The organism is Enterococcus sp. AZ171 (assembly GCF_051714005.1).
In the GTDB taxonomy this organism is placed as follows: domain Bacteria; phylum Bacillota; class Bacilli; order Lactobacillales; family Enterococcaceae; genus Enterococcus_B; species Enterococcus_B pernyi.
Genome location: NZ_JBIORA010000001.1, coordinates 2,852,588 through 2,873,465 on the forward strand (window position 1 = coordinate 2,852,588; position 20,878 = coordinate 2,873,465).

General features: G+C 39.2%; 17 protein-coding genes and 1 riboswitch. Of the genes, 2 read left to right on the top strand and 15 right to left on the bottom strand.

Translation table 11 applies throughout. From position 1 onward, the window contains the following. Nucleotides 1–5: 5 nt before the first annotated feature. Both IGJ49_RS13725 and IGJ49_RS13730 read right to left on the bottom strand, forming a co-directional pair. On the bottom strand, nt 6–224 hold the full coding sequence (locus IGJ49_RS13725) for a YdbC family protein (protein ID WP_019722353.1): 219 nt from the start codon (nt 222–224) through the stop codon (nt 6–8). Between the two features lie 2 nt (nt 225–226). Further along, the gene (locus IGJ49_RS13730; RefSeq protein ID WP_224434913.1) at nt 227–1,885 is read right to left on the bottom strand and encodes a patatin-like phospholipase family protein; all 1,659 of its coding nucleotides are present in this window, start codon (nt 1,883–1,885) and stop codon (nt 227–229) included. Nucleotides 1,886–2,118: 233 nt separating this feature from the next. Between IGJ49_RS13730 and IGJ49_RS13735 the strand changes: the two genes are divergently transcribed. Continuing rightward, nucleotides 2,119–2,895 carry a hypothetical protein gene (locus IGJ49_RS13735; RefSeq protein ID WP_010734092.1) on the top strand — a complete coding sequence of 259 codons (777 nt, stop codon included), beginning with the start codon at nt 2,119–2,121 and terminating at the stop codon, nt 2,893–2,895. A gap of 54 nt (nt 2,896–2,949) precedes the next feature. Here the strand turns inward: IGJ49_RS13735 and thiT are convergent, their stop codons facing one another. The 9 genes from thiT to mprF form a co-directional block, all read right to left on the bottom strand. After that, nucleotides 2,950–3,534, bottom strand: a complete 585-nt coding sequence (gene thiT / locus IGJ49_RS13740) for an energy-coupled thiamine transporter ThiT (protein ID WP_010734091.1) — start codon at nt 3,532–3,534, stop codon at nt 2,950–2,952. An 83-nt stretch (nt 3,535–3,617) separates the two neighbouring features. Next, a riboswitch (TPP riboswitch) is annotated at nt 3,618–3,720 on the bottom strand. Nucleotides 3,721–3,743: 23 nt separating this feature from the next. Further along, a complete protein-coding gene (locus tag IGJ49_RS13745) occupies nt 3,744–4,712 on the bottom strand; it encodes a ribose-phosphate diphosphokinase (protein ID WP_019722356.1) in 969 nt (322 codons plus the stop codon). Between the two features lie 89 nt (nt 4,713–4,801). After that, complete coding sequence (gene glmU, locus IGJ49_RS13750; RefSeq protein ID WP_224434302.1) at nt 4,802–6,175, bottom strand: bifunctional UDP-N-acetylglucosamine diphosphorylase/glucosamine-1-phosphate N-acetyltransferase GlmU; 1,374 nt, start codon at nt 6,173–6,175, stop codon at nt 4,802–4,804. Between the two features lie 155 nt (nt 6,176–6,330). Beyond that, nucleotides 6,331–7,149: a pur operon repressor gene (gene purR, locus IGJ49_RS13755; RefSeq protein ID WP_438723861.1), complete on the bottom strand. Its 819-nt coding sequence runs from the start codon at nt 7,147–7,149 to the stop codon at nt 6,331–6,333. 175 nt (nt 7,150–7,324) lie between these two features. Then, a complete protein-coding gene (locus tag IGJ49_RS13760) occupies nt 7,325–8,146 on the bottom strand; it encodes a metal ABC transporter permease (RefSeq protein ID WP_019722358.1) in 822 nt (273 codons plus the stop codon). After that, the gene (locus IGJ49_RS13765) at nt 8,119–8,799 is read right to left on the bottom strand and encodes a metal ABC transporter ATP-binding protein (RefSeq protein ID WP_010734086.1); all 681 of its coding nucleotides are present in this window, start codon (nt 8,797–8,799) and stop codon (nt 8,119–8,121) included. The genes IGJ49_RS13760 and IGJ49_RS13765 overlap by 28 nt, the downstream gene beginning before the upstream one ends. 18 nt (nt 8,800–8,817) lie before the next feature. Beyond that, the gene (locus IGJ49_RS13770) at nt 8,818–9,768 is read right to left on the bottom strand and encodes a metal ABC transporter substrate-binding protein (protein ID WP_226077026.1); all 951 of its coding nucleotides are present in this window, start codon (nt 9,766–9,768) and stop codon (nt 8,818–8,820) included. 534 nt (nt 9,769–10,302) lie between these two features. Beyond that, a complete protein-coding gene (gene ispE, locus IGJ49_RS13775; protein ID WP_019722360.1) occupies nt 10,303–11,151 on the bottom strand; it encodes a 4-(cytidine 5'-diphospho)-2-C-methyl-D-erythritol kinase in 849 nt (282 codons plus the stop codon). 112 nt (nt 11,152–11,263) lie between these two features. Further along, on the bottom strand, nt 11,264–13,834 hold the full coding sequence (gene mprF / locus IGJ49_RS13780; RefSeq protein WP_010734083.1) for a bifunctional lysylphosphatidylglycerol flippase/synthetase MprF: 2,571 nt from the start codon (nt 13,832–13,834) through the stop codon (nt 11,264–11,266). Between the two features lie 349 nt (nt 13,835–14,183). On the opposite strand from mprF, the gene proC reads away from it, so the two are divergent. Beyond that, the gene (gene proC, locus IGJ49_RS13785) at nt 14,184–14,978 is read left to right on the top strand and encodes a pyrroline-5-carboxylate reductase (RefSeq protein WP_438723862.1); all 795 of its coding nucleotides are present in this window, start codon (nt 14,184–14,186) and stop codon (nt 14,976–14,978) included. A gap of 494 nt (nt 14,979–15,472) precedes the next feature. Here proC and IGJ49_RS13790 read toward each other — a convergent pair whose 3' ends face one another. From IGJ49_RS13790 to recA, 4 genes are all read right to left on the bottom strand, one after another. Next, nucleotides 15,473–16,213, bottom strand: coding sequence for a hypothetical protein (locus IGJ49_RS13790; RefSeq protein ID WP_023520514.1), 741 nt, complete (start codon nt 16,211–16,213; stop codon nt 15,473–15,475). A gap of 527 nt (nt 16,214–16,740) precedes the next feature. Beyond that, entirely contained in the window at nt 16,741–17,397 is a 657-nt protein-coding gene (locus IGJ49_RS13795; RefSeq protein ID WP_023520516.1) for a hypothetical protein, read from the bottom strand. Between the two features lie 552 nt (nt 17,398–17,949). Further along, nucleotides 17,950–19,506 carry a ribonuclease Y gene (gene rny / locus IGJ49_RS13800; RefSeq protein ID WP_010734077.1) on the bottom strand — a complete coding sequence of 519 codons (1,557 nt, stop codon included), beginning with the start codon at nt 19,504–19,506 and terminating at the stop codon, nt 17,950–17,952. Between the two features lie 288 nt (nt 19,507–19,794). After that, the gene (gene recA, locus IGJ49_RS13805; RefSeq protein ID WP_010734076.1) at nt 19,795–20,835 is read right to left on the bottom strand and encodes a recombinase RecA; all 1,041 of its coding nucleotides are present in this window, start codon (nt 20,833–20,835) and stop codon (nt 19,795–19,797) included. Between the last annotated feature and the right edge of the window lie 43 nt (nt 20,836–20,878).

The following is a 20,878-nucleotide window of genomic DNA, read 5'->3' on the forward strand; positions in this document are numbered from 1 at the left end:
TTCTTTTACATATTTTTAATTGCTTTTTGTAACTCTTCAAACTCTTCGTTCGTTAATGTTAGTCCCTTACCCATTTTTTCATGGTCCGGTGCCCAATCCCGCAAGTCAAATTTTGGTGGTCTGCCATTCCAACTCACTAAGTTCAATTCTTTGCGCCATCCCTTATTGTTTTCAGATAAAACTGCAATTTCTTCTACGATCTCATATGAGAATTCTTGTGCCATTTTTATTCCTCCTTTAGATGATAAAGATAGAGATACATCAAAGTTTCTACTGTATCTGCATTGAGTTGTCGTTGTAAGCGATCACTCTTTTTTTCTTTCACGTATTGATAGATCGCGTGTTCCTTCATTACGTGTATTTTAGCATTTCGTTCCAGTTTTCGAAACTTCAACCATTCGCTGGCATTTAATTGTCCAACCTTTTTTAAAAATGCTTCATCAATTTTACTTTCTTGGCAAATGAGCGGTAATATTTCTTCGACGGTATACACTTTATTCGGTAAGATCAATTTTTGTTTCGCTAGTAGCTCAAGCATCGCCAATCCGCATGTTTCACTTGTGACCCTGTCTTTATATACATTACGCAAGTCCCGCCAGAATTTTTCTTTGTAAAAAAAGGATACGTCTAAATCAAGCGTTTCGACTAAGAAACGTAAGAAACGTCGCCAATAACGTTCAGCTGGCTTTGCTGTTTCAAACGTATACCAGTTTCCTTGATAGATCCCTAAACATTTTTTAGCCTCTAAATAACCTAATTGGATATTCAATTGGTTTCTTTGTCGCTCAAAAACTAAGAAACCACCTAAAGACCAGTTTGAACAACATTTCCAGGTCACCAAAGCATCAGGTTCCTTGTATTTTTTTGTCACCCCAGGTCCTTGGACATCGACAATCAAGACTTCGGTTGCACCTTGTTGAATAGCAACATCTACTGGCACGTTATTTCGATAGCCCCCATCAACATAATTTGATCCATCGATCTGACGATAAGCCATGGCAGGATAAAAAGAAGCAGAGGCGAGGACCCAATCGGCGATTTCTGTTGGTGCTAATGCTTGGATCCTTGTAACTGTTTCTTGAAATTCTGGGATTTTAGTTGCGATTGTATAGAGTTGCGGTTTTTCTGTACATTTGATTTTTTCCGCATCTAGGTACTGCTCTAGTAATGCTTCCAACGGTGCAATCGAGGTTCCTCCTTCGACTACTGCACGACGTGTCATCAAGCTGGCTTCTTGGATATAACGTTGCCTCAAATCTTCTGATAAGGCAACCTCTGGTAAAGCCAATACTTGATTGGTTGACAGTTCCTGCCACAAGTCAATGGCTTGTGTTAGTTGATCCTGAACGACCAAAGCCCCATTTAGCGCACCTACAGAAGTACCAGTAACGAGTGAAATCTCTAGATTTTCTTCTTTCAATGCTTTCCAAACACCTATTTGATAAGCACCATGAGCCCCTCCTCCGCCTAAGACAAGACCGGTATGATAGGATATTTCCTTCTCAAACGATTGCGTTCCCAAATAACCACTTTGGTGGAAAAGGTCGATCATGTTCGGTGAGATTGAATGATCAAAGCGGACGAGTCCGTATTTTTTGAAAAAATAACGAACCGTACTTTCTAGCAATAGGAAAATATCGGACCACTGCCAATATTCTTCTTCAATCAACACGTTGGTATAGATCAATTTTTCATTCGTTATTTCTGCAGTAAAGTAAATGTTCAGCCTTTTCGATACGATCTTCCATGCCTGTTGTTTTTTTGCCTGTTGCCAAAAATGTTGCCGGCTTTCTTGATGTGTAGTAAAAAAACTAAAAAGTTGTTTTGCTTGCTGCACTCGATTCTGCTGATAACGTTCCGACCAATAGACTTTTTGAACTTTCATAGACACCTCGGATTCTCTTTTTCTTTTATTATATCAGTAATCAGAAAAAAAGGATGGGGGGTGAATAGTCATCTGATAACAGTGTTATATATATATAAATTTTTACTCTATGTTCATCGTTTATTCATAAAAAAAAGTTGCTTTGTAATCGAATTTTAAAATAAAAGAAACAAGCTTTTTTTCAGTAAATGTTGTAAAATGAAAGGGATGAGATACAGGGGAGGAGGAGCATGATGAGTGATTCAGTATATGTACATATCGATACAACTAGTAACGCCGTTTTGACCAAAGGGCTGACTATCAATGATTTTTCAAATAGCATCGTGCATTTTCCTCAAAATCTACTTTTGTTGGACCCTTCCGCATCTGCTGGAGAATATGAATCACACACAGGCTTGAAGGTCATTCGTGGAACTGAGAATATCCAAAGATTTTTCCAAACCGTTCGCAGCCGTAACAACAGTACGGATCTTAAATGGATCGATTTTACGGATTTGACGATGTTAAAAGAATTAAGCCCTTTAGAAATCTCAGAGTTGCTTTATTTTGGTCATATGAAAACACATCTCCATTCACCTTTTTTCTATAAATTACAAAATAACTTTGTTTATTTTGATTTGAGCGATCATCTAGGTAGAACCTATTATCGTTATTTAGATGAATTTTATCGGATTTTTGCCAACAAGTTAAGCACGATCTTGGCGGGAAAAATCAACGAAAAAAAATCATTCTTTCGAAAAGAGATCCCTGTTGAAAAAATCAGTGTGGAGATACTGAAAAAGATGCGTAATTTGATGCAAGAAGGAATCATTTTTTCGTTTGATCAAGCAGGTTTGGTCGATGACAAGTATGAGATCCCGATTTATGTCATTGAAGATTACGTTTGGAAATTAAAAGGAACACGTTACTTGGAAGAAAAACCGGTAGCTGTTCTCGTCTATCATGCCACTCAACAACGTTGGCAACTAGACGGCAACGTTTCTGATTTTGTCTATAACACATTTGTATAATGACAGTCAACTCCACTAAAAAAGCGTAAAGGTCAGCTGCCTTTACGCTTTTTTTTAATTTTTACTTTTACGTACCTGCAACCCTTCGCCTACAAATAAAGAAGGAACGGTCTGTTCAATACCTAATAGGACAATAGTTGTTACAATCCCCGTAGCTAACCCACTAGCGCCATTCATGACTAAAGAGAACAACCATGGATTCATTCCCCATAGTGCGAAACTCCCCCAAAAAGCAACTCCAGCGACAAAATGCCAGAAATATCTGGCAGTCACACCAACGAATGTCGCTAAAATAATCGTTGAGGCCATTTTCTTACGATTGCCTTGCAGATAACTCTGTTGCATTCTTTGCGAAAAAATTCCTGCAACGCCAGCAAACGTAAACGCGATCGGATACTCGATCAACACTTGGATGACACTCAAGTAATAGACAGTCCCCATGGGAAAATGAAGGATTCCCCATAGAAAAGCCGATCCCATACCAGCTTTCCAACCCCTTCTCAAGGCAAATAAAGTTAAAGGGATTTGCCCGAGTGAGATTTCAAAACTACTACCTATTTGTAGAGGAATCATCGACAACACTAAAGATAATGCTGCGACGATCGTTCCCTCGATCCAGACACGATGATTCTTATTCATAAAAAAGCTTCCTCCTTTATAATTGGACATCACAAAGGAGGAAGCAAGTTTGTTTTTTTACAAACAGCTTCGTGCTTTCACACTAGCTATTCATTCACAATTCCTACGCTCGCATAACCGAAACAGGTACGAAGGGTTTAGAATATATTCAGTCTCAGCCCAAAATGGACTCCCCTTTGTGATTGTAATTATTTAGTTTTTATTTTCCTTTATCTTTTTGTTTCAAATAAAGGACTAACTGGTTTGTTTTCATGGATACGTTTGATTGCGTCACCCATCAAGCCACCAACGCTTACTTCGTCAATCTTATCAATTTTGCGATCTTCTGGCAAATAGATTGAATCCGTTACAACTAAGCGCTCGATTGCAGAGTCTTCGATTCTTTGTAAAGCAGGTCCTGACAACACAGGATGTGTACATGAAGCATAAACGCTCACTGCTCCAGCTTCTTTCAAGGCATTAGCAGCCAATGTGATCGTTCCAGCTGTATCGATCATGTCATCGATCAAGACACACGTTTTGCCTTCTACTTGACCAATGATATTCATCACTTCTGCCACGTTTGCTTTTGGACGGCGTTTATCGATGATTGCAATTGGTGCTTTTAAAAATTCAGCCAATTTACGTGCACGAGTAACACCACCATGGTCAGGTGAAACAACGACAACATCATCGCCTTGAATCCCTTTTTCTAAGAAGTAATTCGCAATCAGTGGTGCGCCCATCAAATGGTCGACCGGAATATCAAAGAAACCTTGGATTTGGACTGCGTGCAAGTCAAGTGTCAACATTCTTGTTGCTCCAGCTTTTTGGATCATATTTGCCACTAATTTTGCAGTGATTGGTTCACGCGCGCGCGCTTTACGGTCTTGACGTGCGTAGCCGTAATACGGCATTACAACGTTGATCGTTTTGGCACTTGCACGCTTCAATGCATCGATCATGATCAACAGTTCCATCAGGTTATCATTTACCGGACTACTTGTTGATTGAATAACGTATACGTGTGAACCACGGATACTTTCTTCGATATTGACTTGGATCTCACCATCACTAAATTGAGTGACCGATGATTTTCCTAATTCAACCCCAACAGCTGCAGCAATTTTTTCTGCCAATGGACGATTTGAGTTTAATGCAAATATTTTTAATCTTGGATCAAAGTAATGTTTGGACATGAGGACCTCCGCTTTCTTTTTCACAACTCTACTACCTAATAAATACTAGTCATATTTGCCGAATAAATCAAGTGATTTTGCAAAAAGTATCAATTTGAATATGGGAGTTTCTTCGCGTGTCCTTCTTTATTGACTTGTCTAGCGCGTGCGATTGCCATCGCATGTTCAGGAACATCGTTAGTGATCGTCGAACCAGCAGCGATACATGTATTCTCTGCCACGTCTACTGGCGCCACAAGATTCGCATTTGACCCAATGAAACTATGGTCACCGACTGTTGTATGATGTTTTGCTTTTCCGTCATAATTGACAAAGACGACACCACACCCCACATTGATTTCTTCACCTAGTGTTGCATCTCCGACATACGTCAAGTGACCAACTTTTGTGTTTTTGCCTATTTTTGCATTTTTCACTTCTACAAAGTTGCCGATATGGACGCCTTCTGCAATTTCTGCTTTTGGACGTAAATGGGCATACGGTCCTACATCTGCTTTACTTTTGACCACACTGTGTTCGATCACTGAGTTTTCGATGACTACTTGGTCACCGATCTTGCTATCAACAATACGTGAATGTGCACCAATAAAACAATCTTCACCAATTTCTGTTTCTCCTTGGATCTGAACACCCGCTTCGATCACTGTATCTGAACCAATCACAACATCTGCATCAATATACGTAGTTGCAGGATCAACCAAGCTAACGCCATTGACCATATGTTTTTTGTTGATTCTTTGGCGCATCAACTCGTTTGCTTTTGCTAGTGCCATACGATCATTGACACCCATACACTCATCGAAATCTTCCGTCTGATACGCAGCAACTGGATTTCCAGCATCTTTTAGGATCTCAACGATGTCTGTTAAATAATACTCGCCTTGTGCATTGTCTGTTCCTACTTTATTCAACGCTTCAAATAACGCTTTGTTATCGAAACAGTAAGTTCCTGTATTGATTTCTTGAACTAACGCTTCTTCTGGCGAAGCGTCTTTTTGCTCAACGATTTTTTCAACGATTCCTACATGGTCACGAATGATTCTGCCATAACCTGTCGGATCTTCTGCTTGTGCAGTCAAAATCGTAGCACTTGCATTTTTCCCTTGATGGTATTCAAACAAGTTGTTCAACGTCTCAGTTGTCAATAAAGGGGTGTCACCACTGATGACTAACGTCGTGCCTTCCTTACCTGCCAAAAATGAGGCTGCTTGTAGTACCGCATGACCCGTCCCAAGTTGTTCCGCTTGTAACGCATACTCGCTACGTTCGCCTAGCTGAGCTTTGACTTTCTCTGCACCGTGACCAACGATCGTCACGATTTGATCAGGGTTTGTCTCACTTACACGGTTGATGATGTGTTCGACCATCGGTTTCCCAGAAACAGGGTGTAGGACCTTGTATAGTTTTGATTTCATGCGAGTACCTTTACCCGCGGCTAATATGATTGCATAACGTGCATCCAAATGTGTCACTCCTAAATTACGATTTATTATTTTTAGTTTAGCCCAGTCGCTCTTTTTTTTCAACTAAACGTTCATTTTAGCAACCAGGACGCAAAAAAAGAAGAGACATCATCCATCGCCTCTTCTTTTTCCATAGCACCGCTATGTTCGTTGTTTTATTCTTCGAAATAGTTGCCTGGTACTACAGTGATATTTTTCGTTTTTGTATCCACATCTTTGACGTAAAGTAGCGACGTGTAGTCATTGATTGCGCGATGTCCGTTGAATTTTGACTCCGCAAACACAGTGATACCGACAAGCTCAGATTCAAATTCTTCAATCAAGCTCTTCATTCCGTTCACTGTTCCGCCGCCTTTCATAAAGTCATCGACGACAAGCACGCGAGAACCACGTTTCAAACTTCTTTTTGATAGTTCCATTTTTTCGATCCGTTCAGATGAACCTGAAACATAGTTCACACTCACTGTAGAACCTTCTGTAATCTTAGAGTCACGACGAACGATGACAAACGGTGCGTTCAAGTAATAGGAAACGGCTTGAGCGATTGGCACCCCTTTTGTGGCTACAGTCATTACAGCATCGATTTTTTCTCCTAAATATTTTGAGGCAATGATTTTCCCTACTTGACGTAATAGCTCAGGTTCTCCTAATAGATCAGATAAGTAAACATAGCCTCCAGGGAGTAAACGGTCTTGTTCAGACAAGCGCTCAGCTAGCGATTCAACATATTTCTTTGCTTCTTCGTAGGAAATCTCCGGAATGAATAGAACACCTCCGGCTGCACCAGGGATTGTTTCAAGCGTTCCGTAACCACTTTCTTTAAATGTTTTTTTGATGATTCCCAAATCTTCACTGATCGAAGATTTAGCAGATTCATAACGTTCGGCAAAGCTTGTTAATGAAATCAATTCATGCGGATGATCTAATAAATACTGTGTCATATCGACAAGACGCTCACTGCGACGTACTTTCAAAAATTCCAGCTCCTTTTTCCAACAAATTTTATCGTGTTTCATTATATAAGTTTTTTCGGGAAAATTCGAGCATTTTATCCAAAATTAAGAAAATAGTTCGGTATTTATAAAAAAACAGGTAACTATTTAAGACATTTGTTTGTCTCAAATAACTACCTGTTTTAAAAATAGTGGTCTATTTTTTCCTTCTAATTCCTAATAAAATACGTTTACTCAAGTTGACTAATAAGAATAAAAAGATAAATACTAATGTGATAGTTGCCCCTGGCGGTGTATCCAAGTAGAACGAACTAGTTAACCCAGAAAGCATACCAATAAAACCAACGATGATACTGATCAATATAACAATATTGAAGCTTTTCCCTAAACGCATCCCGATTGCTGCTGGTAAAACCATAATAGCAGAAATCAGCAACGCGCCTGCTATCGGGATCATGACAGCGATTGCTACCCCAGTAATGATATTGAACATCATTGACATCCAACGAACTGGCAGCCCATCGACATGAGCGGTGTCTTCATCAAAGGTTAACACGTACATCGGACGTTTGAATAAGAAAAACAAAAGACCGATTACTGCAAACAAAATACCTAGGAATAGAACTTGTGGCCAAGTGATCGTCACAATCGATCCAAATAAATAAGATTGGATGCTCGTGGCAGAATTACCCCCACTCAAATTCATCAAAACTAATGCAAGCGCAAGTCCTCCTGCCATTAAGATCGCAATGGAAATCTCTGAATACGTACGATACATCGAACGTAGGTATTCTAAAATGATTGCAGCGATAACGACTACCACCATTGTGGTCATCGTTGGATTGAGATTGAGGAAAAATCCTAAGGCTACCCCTGCTAAAGAAACATGAGACAGTGTATCTGCCATCAACGATTGCCGACGTATCACTAAGAATACTCCTAACATTGGTGCGATTCCTGCAATAAAGATCGCAGCAAGAAATGCCCGCCTCATGAATTCATATGAAAGCAACGCCATTGAGAATCCTCCTTTCTCACTAAACGGATTTGTCGATCCGCATATTGTTTGATGTCTTCGTGATCATGAGTGATCATCAATACAGCTTTCCCATGGTCGTGTGCGCTATGGCGCAACAAACGATAAAATTCATTTCGTGATTCTTCATCCATTCCAGTAGTTGGTTCATCAAGTACAAATAAATCTGGATCAGTCGCAAAAATACGTGCTAAACTGATTCGTTGCTTTTGACCACCAGACAGCTCACCGATCCGACGATGACGCATATCCCACATACCAACAGATTCTAAGGCACGCTTGACATGCTCATGGTCTTTTTCGCTTAACCGTTTGAACCAACGACCTCTCGGATATCTGCCAGAACGTACTAATTCTAAGACTGTACTAGGAAAACCCGCATTAAAGGAAGAAACTTGTTGGGGAATGTACCCGATACTTAATTTGTCTCCGTCCTGATTTTTTCCTGCAATTTTGATGGTCCCTTTAGAGGGTTTCAATAACCCCAAAGAAGCTTTGATCAATGTAGATTTTGCCGCCCCGTTTTCACCAGTCAAAATCACAAATTCACCGGCATCTACATGATAAGAAACACCTTCTAACACAGGTTCTTCATCATAATAGAAAGTAAGATCAGCTATTTCGATATAACGCACATAGAGGACTCCCTTCCTTTACTTTATGCTTTCTTTTAATGCCTCTAGGTTTTTCTCCATGGTAGAAATGTAGGTTTCACCCGCTTTGATTTGTTCATTCGTCAAACTCTCAAGAGGATTAAGTACTTCAAGTTTTACACCTGTTTCCTTTGATAATGTCTCTGCTACTTTAGATGACGCATTTTCTTCAAAATAGATAACTTCGATTTTATTTTGATCGACAAAATCTTTCAATTCAGCCAATCGACTAGGCGTCGGCTCTTGATCCGGTGAAACTCCTGAGATGGCTACTTGTTTTAGGTCGTAGCGATTTGCTAAATAAGCAAAGGCAGCATGTTGCGTCACAAATGTTCGATTGGTTGCACCTTTTAATGCTTCTGTATAGTTCTGATCCAATGCTTCTAATTTTTTGATATAAGCTGCGGCATTTTGGTCAAATGTATCTTTCTTATCTGGATATTTCTTGCCGAGCTCTGTAGCAATCGTCTGTACTTCTTGGATCGCTAATGTTGGATCTAACCAAACATGAGGGTCATAGGCATGATCATGCTGATGTCCTTCTGATTCTTCGTGCTCTTCTTCATGCTCTTCTTCATGCTCTTCTTGTGACTCTAGACGTTCAATTCCCTTAGCGGCTTCGATCATCAACGTTCGATCGGTATCGACCGTATCTTTCAATGAGTCAACAAAAAATTCCATATCTGAGCTGTTATAAACAAAAACATCTGCATCCGCAATGGTTGCACTTTGTTTGGCACTTGGCTCAAAATCATGGGGTTCCGTTCCTGCGGGGATCAATAATTCGACCTTCCCAGTATCACCAACGACTTCTTTCGTAAATTCATACATCGGGTAAAACGTTGCGACAACGTTCAACTCATCTTGTGCCGATTCTTGGGTTGTCTGTCCACACGCTGTAAATAGGAAAGCTCCTATTGCTAAAGATGCGGCTAATAAATATTTCTTCATATATGCTCCTTTCAAAACAAATCGTAATATTACGATTTATCAACGAGGATTAATGTACCAAATTAAAAAAAAACAGTCAATAGTTTAACCTGATTTTCTGATTTAAATGCAAACTTACCATGTAAATCGGAAAACAAATGAATTGCCCGTCATATCAACAACGAACGTAATTGTTTTCTTTCAACTTTGGTCAAAAAGTGGCTGTTCCACACTATTATTTTATGTCCCGAGAACAATGAACGATTGGTTGAGATTGATAACAAAAAAGAAGGTAACGATCCTTCATCTTCTAAAACGAAATCAGCGGGAAAGATGTCTGGAATATTAGTCCTCTCACATCTCCTAAAACTGAATAAACGGCAGAAACAGAAGTAACCTCTTCGAAAATAAGGCGCCATCCACAAAAATTTAAAAAACAATTTTCGTGGATGGCACCTTATTTCTCGAGGCTAAACACTTCTATTCCGACCTCTTTTACCGCTTATTTTTCGAATCTGACTGCTTCCGTCATGACATCGTGTCTCTTTCATGCGTTTATAGCGTTCTGACAAGATAAACTTCCTCACAAAAACCTTTTAATCCGTTGTAGACGCGTTGTGCTCTGGAATAGTGTTGACAAAGGGCAAAAACAGTTGGTCCACTACCGCTCATCAGGGCCGCGTCTGCACCATATTTGATCATTCGCTCTTTGATTTGATAAATGACCGGATGGCGTTTTCCTGTCACATCTTCAAGACTATTCCCCATTTTCGTCAACATTTTTTGATAATCTTGTTGTCGAAGCGCATCAGCCAACCCAGGAATATCTTGATGTTGGATTTTTTGCGTATCGATTTCTCGAAAAACAGTTCGTGTCGAAACACTCATTTTAGGTTTTACCAAGATAATCCAGCAAGAGGGCATCGCTGGCAACAATTGGACGATTTCTCCCTTTCCGCCTACGTAAGCTGTTTGGCCATAAACACAGTAAGGAACATCTGTCCCCACTTCCAAGCCGATCTCTGCTAGTTCTTCTAAGCTACAGCCTAACTCCCATAACCGATTGATCCCTCGCAACGCGGCAGCACAATCTGTACTTCCACCACCTAGGCCAGCAGCGACAGGAATATTTTTTTTCACAACGATTTTTACGCCTTTTTTGATTTGATATTTCTTTTTCAACAACAAAGCTGCTTGATACACATTGTTACGCTGATCTACCGGTAAAAATGCTTTATTCGTTTCAACAATGATCCGATCTTCCGATAGCTCTTCAAAGAACAAGTGATCAGCTAAATCTACACTTGACATCACCATTTCCAACTCATGATACCCATCTGGTCTTTTATATAACACATCCAACCCTAAGTTTATCTTCGCTGGTGCTTTTTCAATCAATTCCATCCTCTCACCCATTCGAAAAGTCTAAGTCGAAAGTATTCTATCATAGGGGAAAATAAAAGTATAGCTTCCACCAACATGCGTAAACACTTTCCTCACAGCTTTACAATCATTTTTACAATTCTGTCAGAACTTCTTCTGCTAGACTTGTTCCTTTTTCTTTCCCTTTGCCAATCAATAAGAAAAGCTGCCATGTGGCTAAAGTAAAACTACTTCCTTTCATATATGCAAAATAACGGCCTTCCCAATGAGTAACATACCTTTGTTTTTCTTCGTAAGCTAATTGGAATGAGTAAAAGAAATTCCCGTAATTAAAGATGATCCTCATCACTTTTTCTTGTAAGAACGAGAAATCAGTTTCTCCGACATTTGCAAGTGGAGCCAGTCCCAGATTTGCTTCTGCATACCCATTTTTGCGATAGACATCCAATAGATTTGCAAGTAAGTAATCACCTAGACTATTCGGCTGGTTCGGCAGATACCGCAATAAATCATACCCCGCTTGGCGGTCATTGATTGGTTGAGATGTAATAAACCCAACGATTTTCTGCTCTTTTCGAACAATACCAATACCACTCATCAAGAGATAATCTTTCTCAAAATAACCAACAGAGAAATGCTTCTCACGAGAACCATCCAACCATTTTTGAGAAACTTCTTGGATCGGTTCGAGCAACTCTTCAGGTAATTGGTCATACCAAGTAAAATGGTAGCCCTCATTCGTCAAACGTTGTAATTCGATCTGCTTTGTGCGCCAGTGTAGCGCATCTGAAGAAAGATCAGTAATTGCTGCTTCGCCAACTTTTGCAAAGTGAAAACCCGCTTCGTGAAGCATGACGACATAACTTTCGGATACTTTATAAAAAGCTAATTCATAGCCAAAACAATCAGCTTTTTTCAAAAACTCATGCGTAGCTGTACGTATCTTCGTTGGATCACCAATCGGATCACCAAGAACAAAACATTTATTCCCTTTGATTTGGTAACCAAACACTACTTTATCTTGACCATTTTCCTGATAATAAAAATAAGTATATCCAGGTAAGTGCAGATAATGACTAGCTGCCGTTCCACCATAGGCGGTCAAAAGGCGATTTAAACGCATTTGATCCAGAGGCTCACCAAACCCTGTCTCTGAAGCTAAATATTGGTACAATGCAACTAACGCAAGTAATGAGATCCCTAAACCAATCAGTCCTGAAAACCAAACATCCTCAGATGGAAAGAGAATAAAGCGATTCGCAGTTAAATCACCTACCCAAAAACTTCCACGGTGATAGCCTGCGATTGCATAAACAATAAATAAAAAGCCAAACAAACACGCATCAAATATGATTGCTCCCCAAGAATAGACGAACTTTTCACGATAAAACTCTTTTCGGGATAACCACACCGCTAATAAAATCAAAAGGTATACAACAATCAATTCCCATGATAAGGTTCGCATCACAGTGTTGATGATGCCAAAAGCGAGTAAAGCAATCGTAGGAATAAATGCTTTTTTGACTTTCATCGCTAAAGCTCTAGCTAGTCCTAACAATAAGAACCCAACCAGCAGATTCAATGACTGATCTAAAAAATCAAACGAAAAGGGTAAGAGTATTTGAAACAACCGACTGACAGTCGAAAGATTCGTGATCGTTGAAAGTAAGACCATCATGATTCCCGCAAAATAAACGGCACACACTAACACCAAATGAGCAATTTTTTGAAAAAATAGTCGGGGAATATTATCTAAAAACCGATTGATTTTGACACCTGTGTGTGTCAAAAATAAAACGATCCCTGAAAGAAATGGTAGAACATAATAGAACAAACGATAATAAAGTAACCAAACAAGTGCAACATCTTGCCGCACGCCAAGTTGACTCATTCCTAAGATCATCAGCACATCAAATGTTCCTACACCACCTGGCACCATCGTCAACATCCCAATCAATGTGGCAATGATAAACATAGGGTACAAGGACCATACAGAAATATCTACAGCCATCAAGCGCCCAATCAACAAGAAAACCACTAAGGCACCGGTCCATTGTCCAAAGGAAGCCAGCAACAAGCCCAGTAAGCCTTTAGGATAAAATTCTACAAATAGCGTTTTACGTTTCAAATAGGCAAACAAAAAGATAAGCGGTGCCAAAAAGCTACCACCAAATAACCAAATCCAATAACTGCGAAATACACTATCTGTTTGAAGAAAGAAGACATTGATGAATGTCACTAATGACCAAATAGAAAGACCCGTCAATAGAAACAAAGCAACCTTAGAGACTGTTGCCAACACCATTTTCCGATTCGTGTGCTTGCCATAAAAACTGGCGCGCAAGCTTGCTCCGACAATCCCTCCGAATCCTGCCAAGTTATTGATCGTATTCGTGATCCATGCAGATAACAAAAAGTCTTTACGACTCATTTTGGGCTTGCCTTGTTTTTCCAATACTCGAATCGTTACCCAATCATAAAGTAACATCGGCATCACACCAATCAAACCTGCTAATATCATCCATGCTAACGTGACATGACTTTGTTGTTCCATCGTGTGCCAGACATCTTGCCAACTCATCCCATGGGCAATGTTTGCGACTTGATTCGCCACAAAAACAAGGATCGATCCAAAGAAAATCAGCTTCAAAATCAACTGATGTGCTTTCACCCACTGGATCATTATCTGTAATTTATTTTTCACCGGCACCCTTCCTCACCTGTAGACTTTCTAAACATATACACTCATGTTATCTTATTTACATTGATTTTTCCACTTTGGGCATTAGGTTGTGAAAAAGCCGTTAAGCTCCAAGTAGTAAGACAGAACGTGGGAAAATAGCTCCTCATATTTTTTCACGTTTTGACTTACTATTGAAGGAGCTGGCTTTTTAATCGCTTTTATTCCCCCAGAAAAATCCGCCATTCACTAGCTTCACACTCACTGTCCTCCCCTTATGTATACTCTCCTTGACTTCTTCAAAATCAGTTCGTCTCTCGACTTGCAGGTTATGAGAAAAAAAGCTATGCTAAAAACCAAAGGAGAGGATTACATGAAAATCGGATTTATCGGTACAGGAAATATGGCACAAGCAATTATTCATGGTATCTTAGCAAATAATCTAGTGGCTAAAGAAGATATTTTTGTTTCAAGCGGTCATTATGAAAATGCCCAACGCTTTGCTGGTAAAGTTGGGGTCAATGCTTGTCAAACCAATCAAGAGATTGCTGAAAAAGCAGAAATCGTTGTTTTGGCAGTGAAACCAAAAATCATCGAACAGGTGTTAAATGAATTACGCGACCATCGTAAACAACAGTTGTTTATCTCAATTGCTTCAGGAAAATCGCTTGCAACACTAGAACAAGCACTGGATCCAGAAGCTGCTATCATTCGTGTGATGCCCAATGTCAACGTGAGTGTTGGCGCGGGTGTTTCTGCAATCTGCAAAAACCAAGCAGCAACAAATGAACAGTTGACACAAGCGACACAAATCTTTGAAGCGATTGGTAGTGTCTACCCTTTAGCAGAAGATGATTTCAGTACATTTATCGGATTGGCTGGAAGCTCCCCTGCTTTTATTTATATGTTGATCGATGCAATGGGACGTGCAGGTGTTTTACATGGACTACCTAAAAAAACAGCAACAGAAATTGCCGCTAAAGCGATTTTAGGTTCCTGCCAAAAGTTCCTAGCAAGCGATGAAAATCCTTGGGAATTAGTTGATCAAGTATCTTCTCCAGGCGGAACGACAGTTGCCGGTGTCGTCGCATTAGAAGAAGCTGGGTTTATCTCTGCAATCATCACAGGGATCACGAAAACAATCGAAAAAGATAAAGAAATGTTGTAAACGAAGAAGCGATGCAAGGATAGACTGAAAAAATAAAATTTAATATTGTTAAAAACAAAACAAGCCGAAGAATCCTAAAACGCCTGTGCCTACTTCTGGATTCTTCGGCTTGTTTATATTGAACAATTGCTATTATTTCTTGTTTCGCTGTGTAAACAAAATTACCCCATATAAAATTAGTATTCCTACAAGTATTAATATAGCGTACAAAAAACGTGTAATCTCAAATTTTTCAACCCCAAATGAGCTTACTATTTTAGGTGGTAAGTAAAAACACAAGAAGAGAAGAACCACATATTGGATTTTTCTTATCCTAGTTTCATTCTTAAACGGTTTAACGGATAAAAATGGAACGCCAAAAACATAGCCTAAACCACTGGTTGATATTAGTATGGATTTATTTCCTTTCAATAAAAACTCAACCAAGCCGATAAAGACTAATACAAGTAAAAATATAACTAGTAATTTAACGATGTATTTCTTCATAAGGTTAGTCACATCGTTCGATGCTGCGTTCCATGATATACCGTCCATGAGTCATTCCATACTTCTCGAACATATAATCCAATCCAACCATTACCACTAGTGTCTAAAGCCGATGCAATGGCTGCTCCACTAGATAGACCATATGCCCCCATATACTCAAGTAAAAATTCTGCTGCAATTGTTGCAATACCAAATACACCAGCTGTAAAAGTAATTAAAGACGCAATCCCTATATTTACTAGCGACCCAAATATATTTTTCCCTACAGCTAAATTCGTATAATTCCATGAGGTATATTTCAGACTTAGTAGATTATTTGAGAGATCATCTAACCCATTTTTTTCACTATTTTCGACTATCAATGGGTATTTTTCAGTTATTTGTCTATATTCACCATCATTATTTTTTTCTTTTTTCTCGACAATCACTTCACTACCTGTTCTTGTTACAGCCATTGTTTCTAATGTTTGTAAATTAGTAACCTCTGCGGCCAATACATTATTGTTTCTATCTAGCAACTGAATAATATGCTCATTGTTTTCATCGAATTGATTAATCTTAGCAGTATTCTTATAAGTGATAACCGCATCATTAAATAAATCCGTTTGATAAGATTTAGCCTCTGTCGTTGTTTTTTCTTGATACTCCGAGGCAAATACTGACTCATTAACTCCTAAAACCGAAAATACTATAACACTAGCTAACGTACTGATTGTGACAGATAAGGTAATGATTTTAGATTTAATCATTTATACTCCTCCAACAATATTTTGTGAGAAATCTCTCTAAATATTAAACCACATATTTAAAGCCCTACATTAAATAATTTATGTTTTTTTATTATTGACACAACAAACGCAATAACATACTGATAAAAAAACACTAAATCACTTGCTTACACCAGAAAAATAACTATAAAATAGTTATTTTAAAATTAAATAATAACAATAATATATAAAAATCCTTGTAAATTCACTTTTTTCTGTTACCTTAGAACTGAATAAACGCCGAGAACATCCGTAACCTCTTCGAGAATAAGACCGCACATTTTTATGCTTACTGTCTTAGTAATCGAAGAGGTTGTTCTTCATATTTTAGCTGATACTTACAGTAGTAAAATTATACTTTATCTCTATGCTATTTTTTTTGGCTAGTGTCCTTTACTGTTCGTTTTACAGACTAACCTGTTTTCCCTTCACGATAGACTGCTGGTAAGTGATTGTCGCGTTGGTCTCTTTACTAACCTTTTTGCCATGACTTATGATCTTTGCAGAATCTACCGCTCCATCTCTTGTTTGAGCAGGTACTTCTGTCGACATTTTGGTACTGCTTGTTTCTTTTCTAAACGTTTAGCTTGTTCAATCACTAAAAAAACACCTGTTTGCATCGTCGTTGCACCACTAAACAGCTTACTATCTCCTAATCCTTCTTCTTTTGTCTCTCTTTTGACGCGGGGGTTATCGTGGAACTCATTTTTATCCTCACCCCCTCTCATGATCCTTGCAAAATTCGCTACTTCATCTCTTATTTGAGTAGATCTTGTCGGCGTCATTTCAGACAATTCTTGCTTTTTTTCTAAATCTTTGGTTTGTTCTAAAACAAAGAAATTAACTGTTTGCATCATTGCTAACACAGTGAATAGCTTGCCATCTCCCATTTCCTCTGCCTTTGTTTTTCTTTTGACACACGGTTGGTTATAGAACCTATTTTGATTGGCAAAATCTCTTATAATCGTTGCAAGCAATTGAGCATCCGTCAATTTGAACTTAGTAAATAATAAAGGGTCTGTTTGAAATGCTTTGATGACAGTTTTTTTAGATGACTGAGGGGCATTTTGCTTTTTTGCTACCGCTGTAACAAATTGATCAAAATTAGGAGGTTCAAAATACTCTGCGTAGCGTGCAAGAAAATCATCTTTCACATGTTTGACCACTAGGCAAAAATCCAATAGACGTTAGCCCATATTTAACAACATCATATGTTCCTAAAACAATGTGTGTAGTTTCATGCGTAATCGTAATCTCTGGGGGTGCTGCCATTTGGATTCCTGATAAAATTTATGGTCTTCTATGGAAAGCATCCGCTACAATAATGATGCGACACTCAGCATCTTCTTTCAATACAAAGGCATAGGCTTTCGGATCATCATTACTAATGGAATAATAGGCATGTGTCTTCTCATCTAGCACAAAATCAGTCGAAACGACTCAAATATTTTCAAATCCCCAGTCTGCTGTTCGACGCAAACATTGTTCGCCTTTTGTTGCGATCGAAAGAAGTCGCTCGACTGATTCCTTTAAAATCTTCTCTTATTGAAAAGAAGGTGGTATATCAAGGAATTTTCTTAAGTATTGACCTTCGACTGTTTCTGCGATTTTATCTACTTTTAATAATTCTAAACACACATCTTTGACTAAAGTCAATAAAAAAAATGACCCAACAGACTAATCTAATCTGTTGGGTCATCCTATATTTTAACTATTTTTTATTTCGCATAATCGGTTGCACGAGTCTCTCGGATCACGATTACTTTGATGTGTCCTGGGTAATCCAGATCATCTTCGATGCGTTTACGGATATCGCGTACTAAGCGTACCGCGTCTAAATCAGAGATTTCTTCTGGTTTGACCATGACGCGTACTTCACGTCCGGCTTGGACAGCAAAACTTGATTCAACACCGGCAAAGCTGTTTGAGATCGTTTCTAGGCTTCTCAAACGACGGATATAGTTTTCCAATGATTCGCTTCTTGCACCTGGGCGAGCTGCTGATAATGCGTCTGCAGCGGCAACTAGGACGGAAATAACAGAAGTCGCTTCGACATCGCCATGGTGAGAGGCGATCGCATTGATCACAACTGGATTCTCTTTGTATTTCGCTGCTAGTTCTGCACCGATCTCAACATGTGAGCCTTCAATTTCATGGTCTAATGCTTTCCCGATATCATGCAGCAATCCCGCACGTTTCGCCAATTGGATATCTTCGCCTAACTCCGCTGCTAAGATTCCTGATAATTTCGCTACTTCGACCGAGTGTTTCAACACGTTTTGGCCATAACTTGTTCGGAAATGTAGACGACCCATGATCTTGATCAAATCTGGATGAAGCGTATGTGCGCCGACTTCAAAGGCTGCTTCTTCTCCATATTCTCGAATCCGTTCGTCCATTTCTTTGCGTGATTTTTCAACCATTTCTTCAATACGCGCTGGATGGATCCGTCCATCTTGAATCAGTTTTTCTAATGTCATTCGTGCGATTTCTCGACGAATTGGATCAAATCCTGAAAGAACGACTGCTTCTGGTGTATCATCAATGATCAAATCGATCCCTGTAAGGGTCTCAAGGGTCCGAATGTTTCGTCCTTCACGTCCGATGATACGACCTTTCATTTCGTCATTTGGCAATGTCACGACAGACACTGTCGTTTCAGAAACTTGATCTGCTGCACAACGTTGGATAGCCAATGAGAGCAAGTTCTTCGCTTTGCGATCTGCTTCTTCTTTTGCACGTTGTTCTGATTCTTTTACCATCAAGGTCAGTTCATGATTCAACTCTTCTTCGGTTGATTTCATGATTACTTCTCTTGCATCTTCTTTCGATAAACCAGCAATTTTTTCTAATTCTTTTTGTTGATCTTCAATCAATCTTTCAACGTCTTTTTCTCGCTCTTCAATTAATTGCTGTTTTGAACTAAGTGCCTCTTCTTTACTTTCAAGTGAGTTTTCTCGTTTTTCTAACGAGTCATCTTTACGATCTAACGTTTGTTCGCGTTGGATCAATCGATTTTCTTGAGATTTTAGCTCTAATTTACTTTCTCTCAGCTCACTTTCAACTTCAGAACGATATTTCTGATTTTCTTCCTTAGCTTCCAACAATGCTTCTTTTTTTAGAGTTTCTGCTTCTTTTTTTGCACCTTCAAGAATACTTGCAGCTGATGTTTTTGCACCAGCAATTTCTTTCTCATGACGTGACTTCGCAACCATAAACCCTAAACCAAGACCGACAATTAAACCGATGATAGCGAGGAGAATGTTGAGTCCCATTAAATCCACCTCCATACTATCTTTTCCATTTTTATCATCTACCAATTTCTATGATAAATTATTCTAAACTATAAATATGCTGTTGCATATGTGCATAAAAACCTGCACAAGTTTATTCTAATGTTTGTTTCCAGTAGTGTCAACTTTAAATACGAAAAGAAACGGCTTCCTCGTTTTTCAAAAAAGGGAGGTTTTGAGCGAGTGATGACTTATTTTTTTGTGCTTATTCTAGAGAAAAATAAAAAAACATCCGGTAGTTATTAGACTACCGGATATCCGCTTATTTCTTTATTCATCTAGTGGTAATTCTTCTTGTGCTTCTTCTGGTACATCAACTGGTTCACCGATGCCATAAGCTGCACGCACTAATGTAGATACTTCAGCCATCATCTCTGGATGATTTGACATATAGATTTTCGCGTTTTCACGACCTTGACCAATGCGATCTTCTTTGTAAGAATACCATGCACCACTCTTGTCAACGATATCTTTTTCAACTGCCATATCCAATAGCTCGCCTTCTTGAGAGATACCTAAGCCATACATGACATCGACTTCAGCGATTTTGAATGGTGGCGCTACTTTATTTTTTACGACTTTGATCTTTGTACGGTTACCGACAATGTCCGTTCCTTGTTTCAATTGTTCAGCACGACGTACTTCCAAACGGATCGTTGCATAGAACTTCAGCGCACGTCCTCCTGGTGTGATTTCTGGATTACCGAACATCACGCCAACTTTTTCACGAATTTGGTTGATGAAAATCGCGATCGTTTTTGTTTTGTTGATCGATCCTGACAGTTTACGTAAGGCTTGAGACATCAAACGAGCTTGTAACCCTACGTGTGAGTCACCCATCTCACCGTCGATCTCTGCACGTGGTACTAAAGCTGCTACTGAGTCGATAACGACAATATCTACTGCACCACTTGATACTAAAGCATCAGCGATTTCTAATCCTTGTTCTCCTGTATCCGGTTGAGAAAGGAGTAATTCATCGATATTTACCCCTAATTTTTGGGCATATTGTGGATCTAAGGCATGTTCCGCATCAATAAAGGCGGCAGTCCCACCATTTTTTTGGACTTCTGCGATTGCATGAAGTGCAACCGTTGTTTTACCTGAACTTTCTGGACCGTAGACTTCAATGATCCGTCCACGAGGATAGCCACCTATCCCTAAAGCAACATCTAGTGCAAGAGAACCACTTGGAATTGTCGAGATTTGTTGGTCGATTTTTTCGCCCAGTTTCATGATCGAACCTTTCCCATAGTTCTTTTCAATTTTTTTCAATGCAGCATCTAAGGCTGCTTTACGATCATCTGCCAATACGATAATCCTCCTTATTTTTACGACTCAAAGTAACATTTCA

Excerpts from the sequence above, each read along its gene's own strand:
- IGJ49_RS13725 (WP_019722353.1), bottom strand. The coding sequence starts at position 224 with ATGGCACAAGAATTCTCATATGAGATCGTAGAAGAAATTGCAGTTTTA.
- thiT (WP_010734091.1), bottom strand. The coding sequence starts at position 3,534 with ATGAATAAGAATCATCGTGTCTGGATCGAGGGAACGATCGTCGCAGCA.
- ispE (WP_019722360.1), bottom strand. The coding sequence starts at position 11,151 with ATGGAATTGATTGAAAAAGCACCAGCGAAGATAAACTTAGGGTTGGAT.
- IGJ49_RS13770 (WP_226077026.1), bottom strand. The coding sequence starts at position 9,768 with ATGAAGAAATATTTATTAGCCGCATCTTTAGCAATAGGAGCTTTCCTA.
- rny (WP_010734077.1), bottom strand. The coding sequence starts at position 19,506 with ATGGGACTCAACATTCTCCTCGCTATCATCGGTTTAATTGTCGGTCTT.
- IGJ49_RS13760 (WP_019722358.1), bottom strand. The coding sequence starts at position 8,146 with ATGGCGTTGCTTTCATATGAATTCATGAGGCGGGCATTTCTTGCTGCG.
- IGJ49_RS13790 (WP_023520514.1), bottom strand. The coding sequence starts at position 16,213 with ATGATTAAATCTAAAATCATTACCTTATCTGTCACAATCAGTACGTTA.
- IGJ49_RS13745 (WP_019722356.1), bottom strand. The coding sequence starts at position 4,712 with ATGTCCAAACATTACTTTGATCCAAGATTAAAAATATTTGCATTAAAC.
- IGJ49_RS13735 (WP_010734092.1), top strand. The coding sequence starts at position 2,119 with ATGAGTGATTCAGTATATGTACATATCGATACAACTAGTAACGCCGTT.
- IGJ49_RS13730 (WP_224434913.1), bottom strand. The coding sequence starts at position 1,885 with ATGAAAGTTCAAAAAGTCTATTGGTCGGAACGTTATCAGCAGAATCGA.
- proC (WP_438723862.1), top strand. The coding sequence starts at position 14,184 with ATGAAAATCGGATTTATCGGTACAGGAAATATGGCACAAGCAATTATT.